Origin of the sequence: Brevundimonas intermedia, assembly GCF_027922165.1 — a bacterium.
Taxonomy (GTDB): Bacteria; Pseudomonadota; Alphaproteobacteria; order Caulobacterales; family Caulobacteraceae; genus Brevundimonas; species Brevundimonas intermedia.
Genome location: NZ_BSFD01000002.1, coordinates 385,954 through 400,374, shown reverse-complemented (window position 1 = coordinate 400,374; position 14,421 = coordinate 385,954). Strand labels below are relative to the sequence as shown.

General features: G+C 66.6%; 14 protein-coding genes. 4 read left to right on the top strand and 10 right to left on the bottom strand.

The features are described from left to right. The first annotated feature begins 50 nt into the window (after nucleotides 1-50). Complete coding sequence (gene recN, locus PKE72_RS04590; protein WP_271164209.1) at nucleotides 51-1,748, top strand: DNA repair protein RecN; 1,698 nt, start codon at nucleotides 51-53, stop codon at nucleotides 1,746-1,748. A 52-nt stretch (nucleotides 1,749-1,800) separates the two neighbouring features. Here recN and PKE72_RS04585 read toward each other — a convergent pair whose 3' ends face one another. From PKE72_RS04585 to PKE72_RS04565, 5 genes are all read right to left on the bottom strand, one after another. Continuing rightward, nucleotides 1,801-2,301, bottom strand: coding sequence for a hypothetical protein (locus tag PKE72_RS04585; protein WP_271164208.1), 501 nt, complete (start codon nucleotides 2,299-2,301; stop codon nucleotides 1,801-1,803). Then, complete coding sequence (locus PKE72_RS04580; RefSeq protein WP_271164207.1) at nucleotides 2,298-2,771, bottom strand: hypothetical protein; 474 nt, start codon at nucleotides 2,769-2,771, stop codon at nucleotides 2,298-2,300. The genes PKE72_RS04585 and PKE72_RS04580 overlap by 4 nt, the downstream gene beginning before the upstream one ends. Before the next feature lie 60 nt (nucleotides 2,772-2,831). Further along, entirely contained in the window at nucleotides 2,832-3,707 is an 876-nt protein-coding gene (locus tag PKE72_RS04575) for a M56 family metallopeptidase (RefSeq protein ID WP_271164206.1), read from the bottom strand. Next, nucleotides 3,700-4,065, bottom strand: a complete 366-nt coding sequence (locus tag PKE72_RS04570) for a BlaI/MecI/CopY family transcriptional regulator (RefSeq protein ID WP_271164205.1) — start codon at nucleotides 4,063-4,065, stop codon at nucleotides 3,700-3,702. The genes PKE72_RS04575 and PKE72_RS04570 overlap by 8 nt, the downstream gene beginning before the upstream one ends. A 91-nt stretch (nucleotides 4,066-4,156) precedes the next feature. Next, nucleotides 4,157-5,605 carry an alpha/beta fold hydrolase gene (locus tag PKE72_RS04565; RefSeq protein WP_271164204.1) on the bottom strand — a complete coding sequence of 483 codons (1,449 nt, stop codon included), beginning with the start codon at nucleotides 5,603-5,605 and terminating at the stop codon, nucleotides 4,157-4,159. A gap of 111 nt (nucleotides 5,606-5,716) precedes the next feature. Here PKE72_RS04565 and PKE72_RS04560 point away from each other — a divergent pair, with 111 nt between their 5' ends. Next, complete coding sequence (locus PKE72_RS04560; RefSeq protein WP_271164203.1) at nucleotides 5,717-7,135, top strand: LytR/AlgR family response regulator transcription factor; 1,419 nt, start codon at nucleotides 5,717-5,719, stop codon at nucleotides 7,133-7,135. A gap of 103 nt (nucleotides 7,136-7,238) precedes the next feature. On the opposite strand, the gene PKE72_RS04555 is transcribed toward PKE72_RS04560, so the two are convergent. Further along, nucleotides 7,239-8,084, bottom strand: a complete 846-nt coding sequence (locus tag PKE72_RS04555; protein ID WP_271164202.1) for a CPBP family intramembrane glutamic endopeptidase — start codon at nucleotides 8,082-8,084, stop codon at nucleotides 7,239-7,241. A 525-nt stretch (nucleotides 8,085-8,609) separates the two neighbouring features. Here PKE72_RS04555 and PKE72_RS04550 point away from each other — a divergent pair. Both PKE72_RS04550 and PKE72_RS04545 read left to right on the top strand, forming a co-directional pair. Further along, complete coding sequence (locus PKE72_RS04550; protein WP_271164201.1) at nucleotides 8,610-9,815, top strand: saccharopine dehydrogenase family protein; 1,206 nt, start codon at nucleotides 8,610-8,612, stop codon at nucleotides 9,813-9,815. Between the two features lie 10 nt (nucleotides 9,816-9,825). Beyond that, the gene (locus PKE72_RS04545) at nucleotides 9,826-11,004 is read left to right on the top strand and encodes a carboxynorspermidine decarboxylase (RefSeq protein WP_271164200.1); all 1,179 of its coding nucleotides are present in this window, start codon (nucleotides 9,826-9,828) and stop codon (nucleotides 11,002-11,004) included. A gap of 51 nt (nucleotides 11,005-11,055) precedes the next feature. Here the strand turns inward: PKE72_RS04545 and PKE72_RS04540 are convergent, their stop codons facing one another. From PKE72_RS04540 to PKE72_RS04525, 4 genes are all read right to left on the bottom strand, one after another. Beyond that, complete coding sequence (locus tag PKE72_RS04540; RefSeq protein WP_271164199.1) at nucleotides 11,056-11,961, bottom strand: cobalamin biosynthesis protein CbiG; 906 nt, start codon at nucleotides 11,959-11,961, stop codon at nucleotides 11,056-11,058. Between the two features lie 81 nt (nucleotides 11,962-12,042). Beyond that, a complete protein-coding gene (locus PKE72_RS04535; RefSeq protein WP_271164198.1) occupies nucleotides 12,043-12,558 on the bottom strand; it encodes a hypothetical protein in 516 nt (171 codons plus the stop codon). A 3-nt stretch (nucleotides 12,559-12,561) separates the two neighbouring features. Further along, nucleotides 12,562-13,359, bottom strand: a complete 798-nt coding sequence (gene xth, locus PKE72_RS04530; protein WP_271164673.1) for an exodeoxyribonuclease III — start codon at nucleotides 13,357-13,359, stop codon at nucleotides 12,562-12,564. A gap of 104 nt (nucleotides 13,360-13,463) precedes the next feature. Next, nucleotides 13,464-14,396 (bottom strand): hypothetical protein, encoded by a 933-nt coding sequence (locus PKE72_RS04525; protein ID WP_271164197.1) that lies wholly within the window; start codon nucleotides 14,394-14,396, stop codon nucleotides 13,464-13,466. Nucleotides 14,397-14,421 lie beyond the last annotated feature (25 nt).

Here is a 14,421-nt window from a genome sequence, read left to right as displayed (position 1 = left end):
TTCACGCCGCCGCGCGCTAGACTGCGCCCCATGCCGAATCGCGTGCGCCCATGCTGACCGCCCTTTCCATCCGCGACGTCGTCCTGGTCGACGTGCTGGATCTCGACGTCGAGACCGGCCTGACCGTGCTGACCGGCGAGACGGGGGCGGGCAAGTCGATCATTCTGGACGCCCTGGGCCTGGCCCTGGGCGGGCGCGGCGACGCCGGCCTGGTGCGCCACGGGGCCAAACAGGCCGTGGCCACCGCCATCTTCAGCGCCCCGGACGATCCCGACCTGCTGGCCCTGATCGCCGACAAGGGATTCGAGGTCCAGCCGGGCGAGGACCTGATCCTGCGCCGGGTGCTGAACGCCGACGGCCGCAGCCGGGCCTATGTCAACGACCAGCCCGCCGGGGTCACGGCCCTGCGCGAGATCGGCGCCGCCCTGGTCGAAGTCCACGGCCAGCACGAAACCGTCGGCCTGCTGGACTGGCGCACCCACCGGGGGCTGCTGGACGCCTATGGCGGCCTCCAGCCCCAGCTCCAGGCCGTCGCCGCCGCCTCGACCAAGCTCAAGGCCGCTGAGGCCAAGCTGGCCGAGCTGAAGGCCCAGGCCGCCGACGCCGCCGCCCGCGTCGAGGAGATCACGCTCAACCTGTCCGAACTGGACGCCCTGGACCCCCGCGCCGACGAGGAGACGGAACTGGCCGGCGAACGCGCCCTGCTGGGCGCCGCCGAAAAAGCCATCGCCGACCTGGCCGACGCCCGCGCCCAGCTGGGCGGCGACAAGCTGAGCCAGAAACTGGGCGCGGCGCTTCGCGCCGTCGAACACGCCCGCCAGCGCGCCGGCCAGGCGGGGGCCGAGGGCGACCATCCGGTCATCGTCAAACTGTCCGCCGCCGTCGAGGCCATCGACCGCACCATGGTCGAGGCGGCCGAGGCCGTCGCCGCCGTGGACGCCGCCGCCGACGCCTTCGACTATGAACCCGGCCGCCTGGACAAGGCCGAGGAACGGCTGTTCGCCCTGCGCGCCGCCGCCCGCAAGCTGAACACCACGGTCGACGCCTTGCCGTCGCTGCGCATCCGTCTTCGCGAGCAGCTGCGCCTGATCGAGGACGGGGAGGAGGCCCTGGCCAACGCCGGCCGCGAAGCCGCCGAGGCCGCCGAATCCTATGATCTGGCCGCCACCTTCCTGACCTCGGCGCGCGAGGCGGCGGCCGACCGCCTGACCGCCGCCGTCATGGGCGAACTGGGCCCGCTGAAGCTGGAGCGCGCCCGGTTCCGCGTCGCCCTGGAGCCGATCGAGGGCCGGCGCGGCCCCGACGGGGTCGAGACCGTGCGCTTCCAGATCGCCACCAACGCCGGAACCGATTTCGGCCCGCTGGACGCCATTGCCTCAGGCGGCGAACTGGCCCGGTTCGCCCTGGCCATGAAGGCGGCCCTGGCCAGCCGCGAGGACATGCGCCAGCCGGTCATGATCTTCGACGAGGTCGACCAGGGCGTCGGCGGCGCCGTGGCCGAGGCCGTCGGCTCGCGCCTGAAACGCCTGTCCACCGGCGCCCAGGTCCTGGTCGTCACCCACAGCCCCCAGGTCGCCGCCCGTGGCCACGCCCACTGGAAGGTGATGAAGGCCGACCACGACGGCGCGACCACCACCACGGTGGTGGCCCTGGACGACGCGCGCCGTCAGGAGGAGATCGCGCGGATGCTGTCGGGGGCGGAGATCACCGATGAGGCAAGGGCGGCGGCGCGGGCGTTGATCGGGTAGGGGACGGGGTGAGCTTGAAACCCAGTTCCATCGCTCACCTTATCCCCCTGGCTTATCGCCACACTGGAGGCCAGACTTCGTTCGTGCGCCGGCCCTTTTGGTCGGTCACGTCTCCGACCTTCCAACCCTTCGGGCAGGCGCCAAGACGAGTATAACGTCGTGTCTGGACCGCCGACGCATCTTTGTGTCCGCTGATCAGGGTGACCCGAAGCGCCACAGTAAACACGTCGTCGTCCCCTGTTCGGGTGACCCGAACCAAAACGTCTTCATGGCCTAACGTGCAGCGTTGGAGGGTGGCGTCGGGCGTCGTGATCGATTTTCCCATCGGGATGCATGGTCGGCCATTAACTTCCGGCAGGGGAGCGCTGAACCCTTTTCGCAGGAAACCATCGACGCATATCCGAACCGGCTGAACGTCTGCGCCCAAGGCCTCGACTTGCCACAGTTCGGGTGGATCGACGGCAGTTTGCCGTTCGATCCAGCGGTCGGTGTTGGCCTCGCACGCCGATGTAGCGACCAGGGCGACCGCCGTCAGCGCATGGCGAATCCTCATCCTCGCGCCCGCTGTTCAGCGGCGCGCACATGCTCAAGGCTGAAGATCGCGAAGGTCGCCGCCACAGTCCCGGCCAGGGCGATCAGAGCCAGTTCGGCATACCCCTGAGCCAACTGCAGATGGGAGGGGCTTCGATTAAACCAGGCTGACGCCACCGCCCAATTGAGCAAATTGTGGAGGACGGCGACAAGCGCGATCAGGGGGCCGCCTAGCCTGAGGCCGGAGATGAATCCGATCCCTCGGGGCGAAGGATTGTCACGCGTCTGCCGAGCCAGGCGCGGCGCGAGCAGAGCGGCGGCCAATCCGCAGGCAACCAAACCCAGTACGATCAGCTTGGTCTCTGGGCCGGCGTCGTTGAAGACCGCCGCTATTTTCAACCCCCGTCCGCCCGGCTCGACGCTTTGCGCTGCGGCGGCGCATGTCCAGAACGCGGTCAGACCAAGGGCAGGCAAAGCAATATTCAGGCGCATCTCATCCTCCATCTGAGTGATGAAGGTAGCGTGATTTACAATTGTAATATTGTCAACCGGTCACGAGGCGTCGGGCGGCGCGGGGGGCAAGAGGCGGAGGTTGAGAACCGGCGTAGGCTTGAGGCGCTGTCTTTCAGCGGAAGCGGGTTGAACGGCCCAAGCCACAGTCGCCGTCGTCAAGGCAAAGGCGAGGATGGTCAGCCGATCTTTCATGTCAGGCGTATGGCGAGGCAGGCGCAGACTATCCAAACGGGTCGCCAGAGCCCCGACACCAGCCGTGGTCCAGCCGCAGCCGAAGGCGAGAGGCGCGGTCGGGACAGCCTTGAGCAGGGCTTCGGCATAGAGGCGACGGCGACCGGGACGCTGGGCCATCACAGCCGCGTCGCAGGCCAATTCCTGATCGAAACGGAACCAGGTGATTCCCAAGTGAGCAAAAGGGTTCCACCAGAATAAGCACTGCAACAACGCAGCCAAGGCGTTGACGCGCAGATCGCCGCGCTCGAGGTGGGCGCGCTCGTGATCGCGGATAGCCGCTCGTTCTTCAATGCTCCAGCGGTCGGCGCTGTCTGCGGGCATGACCAGTCGGCCAATTATGACGCCGACCACCGCAGGTCCCGCCACGCCACGTCGGGCCTGATCGAAGAAGCGGGCTTGAGCGGACAGCATCAAGCCGGCTGACACGATCGCTCCCGAAATCCAGATCGCCAGCACAATCATGGCGAACTCCGCTGGTGCAGCGGCCGCAGGGAGGTCAACCTCTGGCGTGATACGCGGTAGGCAGACGGCGAGCATCGTCACGGGCGCCGCGGACCACAGCCCATAAGACGCCCGGGGCCCGAAGGCTTTTCGACATGGGCGACGTATGAGCAGAACCGCCGACACCGCGCCCGCAAGCGCAAAGTTCAATTCGACGATCAGTGAGAGGAGTTCACTCATCGTCAAACGTCGCGATGATTGCTTTGAGCTTCTCGCGATCCTGCTGGGACAGTGTGCGGTTAGATGCGAGTTGCGCAACCAGGGGTGAGACTTGACCGCCAAAAAGACGTTCGAGCAGACTTTCGCTTTCCGCCATTGCGAAGGCTTCCTTCTCAAGAGCCGCTTGATATCGGTGCCGCCCGTCGATCCGCTCGGAGCGGATCGCGCCCTTTTTGAGTAGGCGATTGATCAAGGTCTTCACTGTCGCCTCGCCCCACGGGGTTTGGCTTTGGACCTCGGCTATCAGTTCATCTGCCGACAGGGGGCCGGCCCGCCAAACGGCGTCCATGACCTTGAACTCTGCATCGGTGATGTTCATGCGGGTCTCCTCATTGCGGATTACGCATGTAATTCCAGTTTGGCGCAACCCTTCGCTCTCCAGAAGGGCCGCCCTCCCTGGTCAACCGCCCTCAGACGAGCGCGAACTTCGGCGGGGCCAAACTCAATCGGGTGTCGCTGACCGGCTCTCCGCCGAAGAACTTGACCAGCAGGGTCTGAACCTCCGGGTGCGACTCGAAGACGTTATGGCCGGCGTTTTCGACCACCACCTGGGTCTTTCGCTGAAACTGGTCGATCACCTCGGCCTGTTCTTCCAGAGGAGTTCGGCCGTCGAGGGACCCGGCGACGAGAAGGGCAGGGGTCTCGATCCGGATCGCCGACCGGAAATCCTCGCCCAGGTCCACGCCGGGGATGGCGCCCAGCAGATGCGGCATGGGCATGTTGAAGGCGTCGCCCAGCACGGCCGTCTTCGCCTCCTTCTCGATCAGGGCCAACCGCCCCGGCGAAATGCCGGACGCCAGATCGGTCGCCTCGGGCATGCCGGCAATACTGAAATAGCGATCCGGCGGCGGGAAGAGCGGCGACAGGACGTCGGTCTTGCCGGCGTCGAGCGCCAGGTAGACGCCGGGCAACATGGACAAGGTCGGCGGATTGGCGACCATGGCGGACGCCATAAGCTGCACGCCGAAGCCGCCGATCTTCAGATCGGCCGGGCCGGTCGCGCCGGAGATGGTCACGATCGCCGGCTCGGCTTCATACCGGGCGTGGACGCGCCGCATCAGGGCGGGCAGGTTCGGAACGGCCGCGCGGGCGACGGGGTCTTCACCCAGCAGGCGGTCCACCCGGTCCAGAAAGGCGTCGATATGCGCCGGCCGTTTCACGGTCTGGTCCTGACCTTCAAGACTGGCCAGGGCGACACGGCCGATCACGTCGGGATGCCGCTTCAGCACGGACAAGGCCAGATGCGTGCCGTAGCTGATGCCCCACAGATCGACCTTCTCCACGCCCAGATGCCGGCGCAGGTCATCGATGTCGTAGGCGTTCTGTTCGGTATTATAGCCGGTCATGGCCACGCCGGCGCGGGTCCAGTCCACCCAGGCCTTCTGCATCGCGTCGCGGTACCAGTCCGTCATTTCCCTGTGGGTCAAGGCGGGCCAGGGGGCGGGGGAGGCCGGACGCTCTGGAATATGGGCGGACAATCCCGTGCCGCGTTGGTCGAAGGCGATGACGTCCGCCACCGCTCTCAACGCCATGAAGATCGGAAACCGATTCCCCATCGCCGTGCGGACGCCCGACCCGCCGGGCCCGCCCGCCAGATAGATGATCGGCGGCCCTGGGTTCGCGCTGGTCGAGGCGAACCGCACATAGCCGAGGCGAATACGGCGCGATCCGGGGATGTGCCGATCCTCGGGAACCTCGAAGAAGCCGCGTTCGGCGTCGGTTTCCTGGCCGTCGCCGGCGACGAAGCGGAACGGGCCGGGCTGTTCCTGTTCCTGGGCCCTCGAGGGCAGAGCGAGACCGGGCAGGGCGAGGCCGGCGGCGGCGAGGATGGAGCGGCGGTTCATGAGGGCATGGGTCATGGGAAGGATCGAAGCAGGCTTTCCGACCGACAAAAGCGGGCTTCGGCCAACGGCGCGTCTGCGTCGGTGAACGGCAGCGCTTTCCGGCGAATGACAGGCTAGGCTCTCGTCATGTGGCGGCTGCTTCTCATCGCGATTCTCCTGACCGCCCTCCCAACGGGCTTGCGGGCGCAGGATTGGCAATCCTGTCGCGGCGAACAGGGCGTTGCGGCGCCGGTTCTTCGGGACTGTCAGGCGGTCGATGGCGTCCTCGACCCCCAGGGGCGGGCGCTGTGGCTTCGCTCTATCGTGCGCCGTCCGGACGGCGCTGGTCCGGCCGCCCTGTACGTCGTCGGCACGGCCTCTTCCGAAGTCTGGCTCAATGGTCAGCGGCTGGGCGCCAACGGGCGACCCGGCGCCTCGGCCGCGACCGAAACGCCCGGCCGTTACGAAGCGGCCTTCCCGGTTCCCGAACATCTCTGGCGGCCCGGCGACAATCCGGTCGTGATCCATATGTCGTCGTTTCATGGCGCTGTGCGGTTGGACGGCCCCATCGCGGGCATCGTGGCCGCCCCCTATCCGTGGCCGTCGCGCGCGGTCCCCCTGGCGGTGGTCTTCACGCTTGCGGGCGCGCTCTTCGCCGCCGCCTTCGGTTTCGCGGTCATCCACGGCCTGCGCCGTACCGGCTCGAGCCTGGCCTTGGCGACCCTGGCGGGCATCGCGGGGCTGCAAGCGATCCTGGAAAGCCTGCGAGCGCTCGCGCCCTACGCCTATCCCGTCCACGGCTGGCGCCTTGTCGGCATCTGGCTTCTGACAGCCGCCTTCGCCGTGCTGCTGGTGTCCTATGTCGTGGAGCGATTCTGGCCCCAGGCGCGCCGCCCGCTGATCGCCTTCGCCATGGTCGCCGTCGGCGCGACCGTCTTTGCTCCGGGGTTCGATCTGAAGAGCCTGCTGGCCTTGATGGTCGGCTTGTCGCTCGCCGCCACGGCGGCCGGCGTCGGTGTGTACCGCCGTCGCGTGGGCGCCCGCCTGACCCTGGCCTATCTTTGCCTCTTCATGGCGACGGGACTTCTTTTTCCCGCCTGGCTGGTCGATCTCTCCTATTTCCTGTTCGCCGCCGGCCTCGTTCTTCCGCTTTTGATGGCCGAAGTCGTGCGACTGGGCCGCGACGATCAGCAGCGGGAGATCGCGCTCACACGCGCCGCCGCGCGCCCCAATTGTCTGACGGTGGCCTCGTCACGCGGCGTCCAGCGGATCCCGCTCAAGGACATCGTCTCCATCGTGGGCGCCGACGACTATGTGGAACTGCGACTGACCGATGGGCGCAAACTGCTGCACGCGGCCCGCCTGGACCGATTGGAAGCCGAGCTGCCAGCGGGCTTTCTTCGGGTCCACCGGTCGGTGATCGCCAATCTCACCCATGTCCTCGGCTTCGAGCGTGACGGTTCGCGCGGCCGGCTGCTGATGGACGAAGGCGAGCCCTTGCCCATCAGTCGTAACCGTCTTTCGACCGTTCGCGACGCGCTGGAAGCGCCGACCGTCAGCACATGACGTGAGCCTTGCCTGCTGACCCTCGCCCCATATTTCCCGGCCGTCGCCCTTGTGGCGTATGGACCCCAGGGGCAAGCGTTCAGTCCGGGGAGATGGCGGACGCCTATTCTAAGGCATGGCTGACGCTTTTTTGGGTTGGGTCAGTCGAGGGTTGCGACCTGGTGGCCTGCGGCCTCGACGTCGTCGTCAACGCGCCCTTGGCGATCAGATAGGCGCAGCCTGCCGCGAGTACGATCGTCGCGACGACGCTCGCCTCCGGGCCGAACGCCCCGCCGGTCAACCACCACGGCGCGTCAGGGGCCGGAGCCAGGTTCGCGACGAGCGGCGTCACGGCCACCGTCTGACCGCTGACCTCCAGTCCGAAACCCATGCCAAGCAAGACGTTCCACCCAGTGTGGGCCGCGCACACGCCCCACAAGGATCCTTCCCTGATCGCGTAGAGGCTGAGCGCGACCGCGAACAGAAACAGATTGAACAGCCCGAGCGCGAGTTCACCCGACGGATCGATATTGCTGGCATGGAGCAGGGCGAAGAAGCCGGAGTTGATCAGGACGGCGGCGACCAGTCCATGCCGGGAGGCGATCAAGGACATCAGCCAGCCGCGCAGCATGACTTCTTCGGTCGCGCCCTGGATCATATAGCCGCCGAACAGGACGAGCAGCGGCGCCAGCAGGGCCGGCGTGGGCGAGACCCAGGATCCGCTTCCGGCGGCTGCGTAGCCGCCGGCGGCGAAGATAACGCCGACGACGGCGCCGAGCGCCAATCCGCCGACAAGCAGGCCCTGCATATAGGGACCGGCGATCCTGGCCTTGAAGCCTAGGCCCGCCGGTGATCGGCGCTCGAACAGGGACGTCCAGGCCAGAATGAGAAGGAGGGTGATCCCTCCGCCCGCCAGGAAGATGGCGAACGGCTCCCACTGCGTATCGAGATCCGCCTTGTGATAGCCCATGGGCTTCAGGACGCCGAAGATGGTCGCCAGCTGCCCTATCAGAAAGAACACGACGATCAGGACGACCGCCGCAGCGGTCCATGTGCGCCGACCCTTGACGGCGCGCGGCGCGAAAATTTCATTTCTACTCATAAGCCCCCTCCGGCGGTCTCACGACCCCGCGCTTTCCGGTCGATGCGCGCAGATCGTCTTTGAATGCGAGGGAGAGGCGTTCAAGCGACGATCCAGATGCAGGAAGTCAGATTAATTATATGTAATCTAAAGAGTTTTCTCTCTGGGTATGGCCGTTAAATTTGCAGGGTGGAGTGGGCGCACTGCGGATGCGCTTGGTGTACGGGCTTTGGGGACAAGCCCTGGTGCGACGCTGGAAAAGGGAAGGCGAAGGCCCACGACCAGTCGGATGTTCGCCGAATTCATCCCTAACGCCCCCCGCATTAGCGGTCCTGTCATCATCGTGCTAAGAGCCCCGCCCTTTATAAGGGCGGCGATGTCGCCAGAGCATTTCAGTCTTCAGGAGAAGCACACATGAGCAGGGTGCTGGTCATTGGCGCCGGCGGCGTCAGTTCCGTCGCGGTCCACAAGATGGCGATGAATGCGGACATCTTCTCGCACATCACTCTGGCGAGCCGCACCAAGTCCAAGTGCGACGCCATCGCCGAATCCGTCAAGTCGCGCTTCGGCGTGACCATCGACACGGCGGCGATCGACGCCGACGACGTGGCGGCGACCACGGCCCTGATCCAGGCGGTCAAGCCCGCCCTGGTCGTCAACCTGGCCCTGCCGTACCAGGACCTGGCCATCATGGACGCCTGCTTGGCCGCCGGGGTCAACTACCTCGACACCGCCAACTACGAGCCGCGCGACGAGGCCAAGTTCGAATACAAGTGGCAGTGGGCCTATCAGGACCGCTTCAAGGACGCCGGGCTGATGGCCCTGCTGGGCTCAGGCTTCGACCCCGGCGTGACCTCGGTCTTCACCACCTACACCAAGAAGCACCTGCTGGACTCGATCGAGACCCTCGACATCCTGGACTGCAACGGCGGCGACACGGGCCTGCCGTTCGCCACCAACTTCAACCCCGAGATCAATCTGCGCGAAGTCACCGCCAATTCGCGTCACTGGGAGAACGGCCAGTGGGTCGAGGGTCCGGCTCTGTCGCACAAGCAGGCCTTCGACTTCGAGGGCGTGGGTCAGAAGAACATGTACCTCATGTATCATGAGGAACTAGAGTCGCTGGCCAAATTCTATCCGGAAATCAAGCGCATCCGCTTCTGGATGACCTTCGGCGACTCCTATCTGAAGCATCTGGAAGTGCTCGAGAACATCGGCATGACCTCGATCGAGCCGATGATGTTCCAGGGCCGCGAGATCATCCCGATCGAGTTCCTGAAAGCCCTGCTGCCCGAACCCTCGTCGCTCGGCCCGATCACCAAGGGCAAGACCAATATCGGCACGATCGCCACCGGTAAAAAGGACGGCGCGGCCAAGACGGTCTACGTCAAAAACATCTGCGACCACCAGGACGCCTATGCCGAGACCGGCAACCAGGCCGTCAGCTACACCACCGGCGTCCCCGCCATGATCGGCGCGGCCCTGATGCTGACCGGCCAGTGGAAGGGCGAGGGGGTGTTCAACATGGAGCAGCTGGATCCCGATCCCTTCATGGACATGCTGAACAAGCACGGTCTGCCCTGGACGGTCGAGGAACTGTCCGCTCCGCTGGACTTCTGAGGACACGCTCATGGTCATGCAGACCCAGGCCGGCGGACCGGGCGCCTTCGCCCGGTTCGATCTGAACCGCGTCCCGTCGCCCGCCTTCGTGGTGGACGAGGTCGCGGTGCGTCGCAACCTGTCGGTCCTTCAGGACGTCGGCGCGCGGGGCGACGCCCGGGTCCTGCTGGCCCTGAAGGCCTTCTCCATGTGGTCGCTGGCCGACGTCGTCGGGGAATACCTTGACGGCGTCTGCGCCTCGGGACTGTGGGAGGCGCGGTTGGCGCGCGAGTTCTATCAGGGGCACCTGACCACCTATTCCCCCGCCTACAAACCCGCCGACCTGCCCGAGATCCTGCGCCTGTCGGACACGGTCATCTTCAACGCCCCGGACCAGATCGCCCGGTTCGGCGACCTGATCGCCGCCGCCCGCGCCGAGGGCGAGACGTTCGACATCGGCCTGCGTCTGAACCCGGAGCATTCGGAAGGCGAGGTCGCCAAATACGACCCCTGCCAGCTGGGCTCGCGCCTCGGCTTCCCGGTGTCGCAGCTGACGCCCGAGCATCTGAACGGCGTCGACGGCCTGCACATCCACGCCCTGTGCGAACAGGGGTTTGAGCCGCTGGAGCGGATCTGGGCGGCGGTGGAGCCCAAGCTGGCGCCCCTGCTGCCGGACCTGAAGTGGATCAACCTGGGCGGCGGCCACCACGTGACCCGCGCCGATTATCGGATCGACGCCCTGGTCGGCTTCCTGAAGGATTTGGGCGAGCGCTACGGGCTTCAGGTCTATATCGAGCCGGGCGAGGCCATTGCGCTGGACGCCGGCATACTGGTGGGCGAGGTGCTGGACACCTTCCACAATGGCCTGGCCATCGCCATCACCGACATCTCGGCGACCTGCCACATGCCCGATGTGATCGAGGCGCCCTATCGCCCCGCCATGCTGAACGAGGCCGAGAACGGCGTGACCTATCGCCTGGGCGGGCCGTCCTGCCTGGCCGGGGACATCATCGGCGACTATGGCTTCGCCACTGCGCCGACGCCGGGAACCCGCATCGCCTTCCTGGACCAGGCCCATTATTCGATGGTGAAGACCAACACCTTCAACGGGGTGCCGCTGCCGGCCATCGCCCTGTGGAACAGCGACACCGACTCGCTGAAACTGGTCCGCGAATTCGACTATTCCGAGTTTCGCGACCGCCTGTCCTGACCGATAGAACCTCGACAAATTCTCCAGAATTTGTCGAGGTTTTCTCCAGGTTCAGACCCCCAGAATCCAGCCTTCTTCCTGCTCCACCTGGGCGATCAGCTCGGGCGTGGCGTCCTTGGGCGGACCGAAGGCCTTGGCCAGATCGCCGGCCTCGTCCATGTGGGCCAGGGCCTCGGCGGTGGACCGGACCTGGGCCTGGTCCTTGAACTCGCCCTCGTTGGGTTTGGCGTCGAACATCGAGGGCCAGACCTCGACCACCAGGGCCGACAGGGGCTCGACATCCTCAGGGCTAAGCGCGCGCCAGCCGGTGCCGAACGGCCAGACGGCGCCCGAAGACCCCAGGCTTTCCAACAACCTGCGCACGGCCGGGATGCCCACCAGGGTCTGGCCGCCGACGGCGCCCGCCCCGTGCATCTGCCACACGCTCTTGGGCTGCAGCCGGCCTTTGCGCGCCGCGTTTTCGGTCGCCCGGAACTCGGGGATGTCGGCCCCGGCGCCCACCGGCGGCTTGGTCGTCGTCAGCCAGCGCTGCGCCTGTTTCGCCGGCGCGCCCCACAGCGGCCAGGCCTCGTCCGTCATCAGCCGGTTCATCTTGGCCGCCACCTGGTAGCGGTTGTTCGTATTGTCGGCCTTGTCCACGACATTGGACGCGATGAATTTCCACATGGAATTCCAAGGCGTTCCATCCAGCTTCAGCCGCGCGGCCGTGCCGACCGGATAGCCGAAGTTGAAGTCCAGCCCGACCAGAACCCGGTCGCCGCGCTTCCTGTGATCCTGCAGGATCGAGGCCAGCAGGGCCTCGCCCTCAGCCCGGGTCGCGACATTGTGCGTCTCGGTATAGAGGCGGAACCGCACGTCGCGCTTCGCCACCCCGATCCACAGCGAGGTGTCGCCGAGTTTCTTGGTTTCGGCGGCGGTCCAGTCGGCGACGACATAGGCGTCGAATAGGCGGGCCAAGGCGGCCTCCCGTAAAAAGGCGTGTCGATAGGAATGAGCGGGGGTTCTAGACCTCTCGCCGCCCAATCGGAAGGGGGGCGGTCAGCTCTTCAACAGGGCTTCGAGGTGCGACAGCCACCGCCGGCCCAGCCGCAACGCCTCGCCCGGCGAACCGGTCCCGCCCGTCAAGGCGGCGTCCCACAGGGCCAGCTCGAACTCGGGATGGCGGGCGTCCGCGAACATCAGCCGCAGCACCACCTGTTCGGCGTCGGGCGCCAGCACGTCCAGCGCCTTGCGCGCCTCGCCACGCCGGATGCGGGCGACCACATGGCCGTCGACGATGATCTCTCCGCCCTCGACCTCCTCGAAGGCGTAGGCCAGGCCGTGGGCGCCGTTGGCCCAAAGCACCACCACCTGTTCGATGTCGAAGTTCAGGGCGCAGGCCCGGCCTTCGCGGGGCGAAACGGCCTCGACCTCAGGCGGAGCGCCCAGGGCCTTCAGCAGGGCGCGGCGGATGCGGCGGGGCGGCTCCATCCACCAGGACAGGGCCAGGGCCAGGGTCGTCAGCAGGGCCGCCGCCAAGGCGATCAGCAGGATCACCCGCACGACCTCCGCCATGGCTCAGGCCTCCGTCCCGGCCGACAGGTCGATATCGACCACCACCGGCACATGGTCGCTGGGCTTGTCCATGTCGCGTGCGTCGCGATGGGTCTCGATCCCCCGCAACCGATCCGCCGCCTGGGGCGACAGCAGGGCGAAGTCGATGCGGATGCCGTGATCCCTCTGCCAAGCGCCGGCCTGATAGTCCCAGAAGCTGTACGTCCCGGCGGGTTCGCCCCCGACCTCGTGCGCGTCGGCTAGGCCCAGGTTCTTCAGGGCGCGAAACGCCTGACGGCTCTGGGGTTGGAACAGGGCGTCGTCGGTCCAGGCGGCGGGGTTCTTGGCGTCTTCCGGCTCGGGAATGACGTTATAGTCGCCGCACAGGGCCAGGGGCTCCTCGAAGGCCAGCAGGTCGCGGGCGTGGCGGTTCAGCCGCTCGAACCAGGCCAGCTTGTAGTCGAACTTCTCTGTTCCGATCGGATTGCCGTTCGGCAGATAGATGGACGCCACCCGGATCGGTCGGGGCGCCTCGACCACCGCTTCCAGATAGCGGGCCTGTTCATCGGTCTCGTCGCCCGGCAGGCCGCGCCGGATGTCGGACAGCGGGTATTTCGACAGCAGGGCCACGCCGTTGTAGCTCTTCTGGCCGTGGGTCTCGACATTGTAGCCCAGGCTCTCGAAGGCCTCGCGCGGGAACTTCTCGTCCACGCACTTGATCTCCTGGAAACAGGCGACGTCGGGGGCGGCCTGCTCCAGCCAGGCCAACACAGTGGGCAGGCGGGCGTTGACCGAGTTCACGTTCCAGGTGGCGATGCGCATGGCGGCGACGGTAGGGCGCGTCACGGTCTCGGAAAAGAGGCCGCGCAAAACAAAAGGGCCGCCGGATCGCTCCGACGGCCCTTCGTCTGGTCTGCGAGGGTCGCTTACGGGCGGCCGCCGGCCGGCGCCGGAGCGGCGGCGGGCGCGGTGGTGAGCTTGCAGCCGCCGCCGATCTGCTGGGCGGTGGCGCAGGGATAGACCTGCTGCACGACATTTTCGGTGTTGAGGCGGGCGATGAGGCCGTCTCCGGCCGCGCATTTGGCTTCATAGAAGACGCCATTGGCGTTGCGGCCCATCAGACGAGCCTCGGTCACATCGCATGATGCGGCCTCCGAACCTGCGAAGTAGGATTTCACCATGGCGGCGTTTTCGGCCGATGTGGTGAAGGCGCAGGTTCCGCTTTCCGCCAGCACCTGGATGCAGGGGGTCTTGGTCCAGGCGTTGTTCAGCTGCTTGAGCCAAAAACCGGCGCCGTCGGAGCAACCGGCTTCGTACATGATGCCGCCGTCGTTGGACTTGCCCAGAACCTTGACCTCATCGACCGTGCAGGCGACGCCGGCCTGGACAGCGTATTCGCGCAGGAATTTCTGCGTGTCGGTGTTGGCGGTGATCGTGCACTGCGGGCCAGGATCTGCGGCCGGGTCGCGAGCGCGCAGGACGGCGGCCGAATAGGCCAGCAGGACGCAGTTGGACGCCTCGGGCGGGGTCTTGGACTCGATCATAAAGCCCGGACCGACGGCGCAGGCGACTTCATAGACAGAGGTCTTGGCTTCGGTCTGACCGAGCAGCTTGGCCTCGGTGACCTGGCAGTTGGTGTTGGCGAGCGTCGCCTGTTCCTGGGCGGCGGCCTGGATCTGCTCGGCCGTGGGGGCGGCGGGCGCGCGTTCGCGGCGTTGACGAGAGGCCGAGGCGCGCGAGGAGCCGTCAACGGTGGGAGGCTGGTTATCGGGGCCGCGCTGCTCTTGCGCGAAGGCGGGAGCGACCGATATGGCGCTGAACAGGAGCGCCGCGAGGGCGGCGGCGATGCGGGCTTTCATGGAACACCTTCGGTTGGGAACGGCT

Excerpts from the sequence above, each read along its gene's own strand:
- PKE72_RS04560 (WP_271164203.1), top strand. The coding sequence starts at position 5,717 with ATGTGGCGGCTGCTTCTCATCGCGATTCTCCTGACCGCCCTCCCAACG.
- PKE72_RS04575 (WP_271164206.1), bottom strand. The coding sequence starts at position 3,707 with ATGAGTGAACTCCTCTCACTGATCGTCGAATTGAACTTTGCGCTTGCG.
- PKE72_RS04550 (WP_271164201.1), top strand. The coding sequence starts at position 8,610 with ATGAGCAGGGTGCTGGTCATTGGCGCCGGCGGCGTCAGTTCCGTCGCG.
- PKE72_RS04580 (WP_271164207.1), bottom strand. The coding sequence starts at position 2,771 with ATGCGCCTGAATATTGCTTTGCCTGCCCTTGGTCTGACCGCGTTCTGG.
- PKE72_RS04555 (WP_271164202.1), bottom strand. The coding sequence starts at position 8,084 with ATGGGCTATCACAAGGCGGATCTCGATACGCAGTGGGAGCCGTTCGCC.
- xth (WP_271164673.1), bottom strand. The coding sequence starts at position 13,359 with ATGCGCATCGCCACCTGGAACGTGAACTCGGTCAACGCCCGCCTGCCC.
- PKE72_RS04585 (WP_271164208.1), bottom strand. The coding sequence starts at position 2,301 with ATGAGGATTCGCCATGCGCTGACGGCGGTCGCCCTGGTCGCTACATCG.
- PKE72_RS04535 (WP_271164198.1), bottom strand. The coding sequence starts at position 12,558 with ATGGCGGAGGTCGTGCGGGTGATCCTGCTGATCGCCTTGGCGGCGGCC.
- recN (WP_271164209.1), top strand. The coding sequence starts at position 51 with ATGCTGACCGCCCTTTCCATCCGCGACGTCGTCCTGGTCGACGTGCTG.
- PKE72_RS04545 (WP_271164200.1), top strand. The coding sequence starts at position 9,826 with ATGGTCATGCAGACCCAGGCCGGCGGACCGGGCGCCTTCGCCCGGTTC.
- PKE72_RS04565 (WP_271164204.1), bottom strand. The coding sequence starts at position 5,605 with ATGACCCATGCCCTCATGAACCGCCGCTCCATCCTCGCCGCCGCCGGC.
- PKE72_RS04525 (WP_271164197.1), bottom strand. The coding sequence starts at position 14,396 with ATGAAAGCCCGCATCGCCGCCGCCCTCGCGGCGCTCCTGTTCAGCGCC.
- PKE72_RS04570 (WP_271164205.1), bottom strand. The coding sequence starts at position 4,065 with ATGAACATCACCGATGCAGAGTTCAAGGTCATGGACGCCGTTTGGCGG.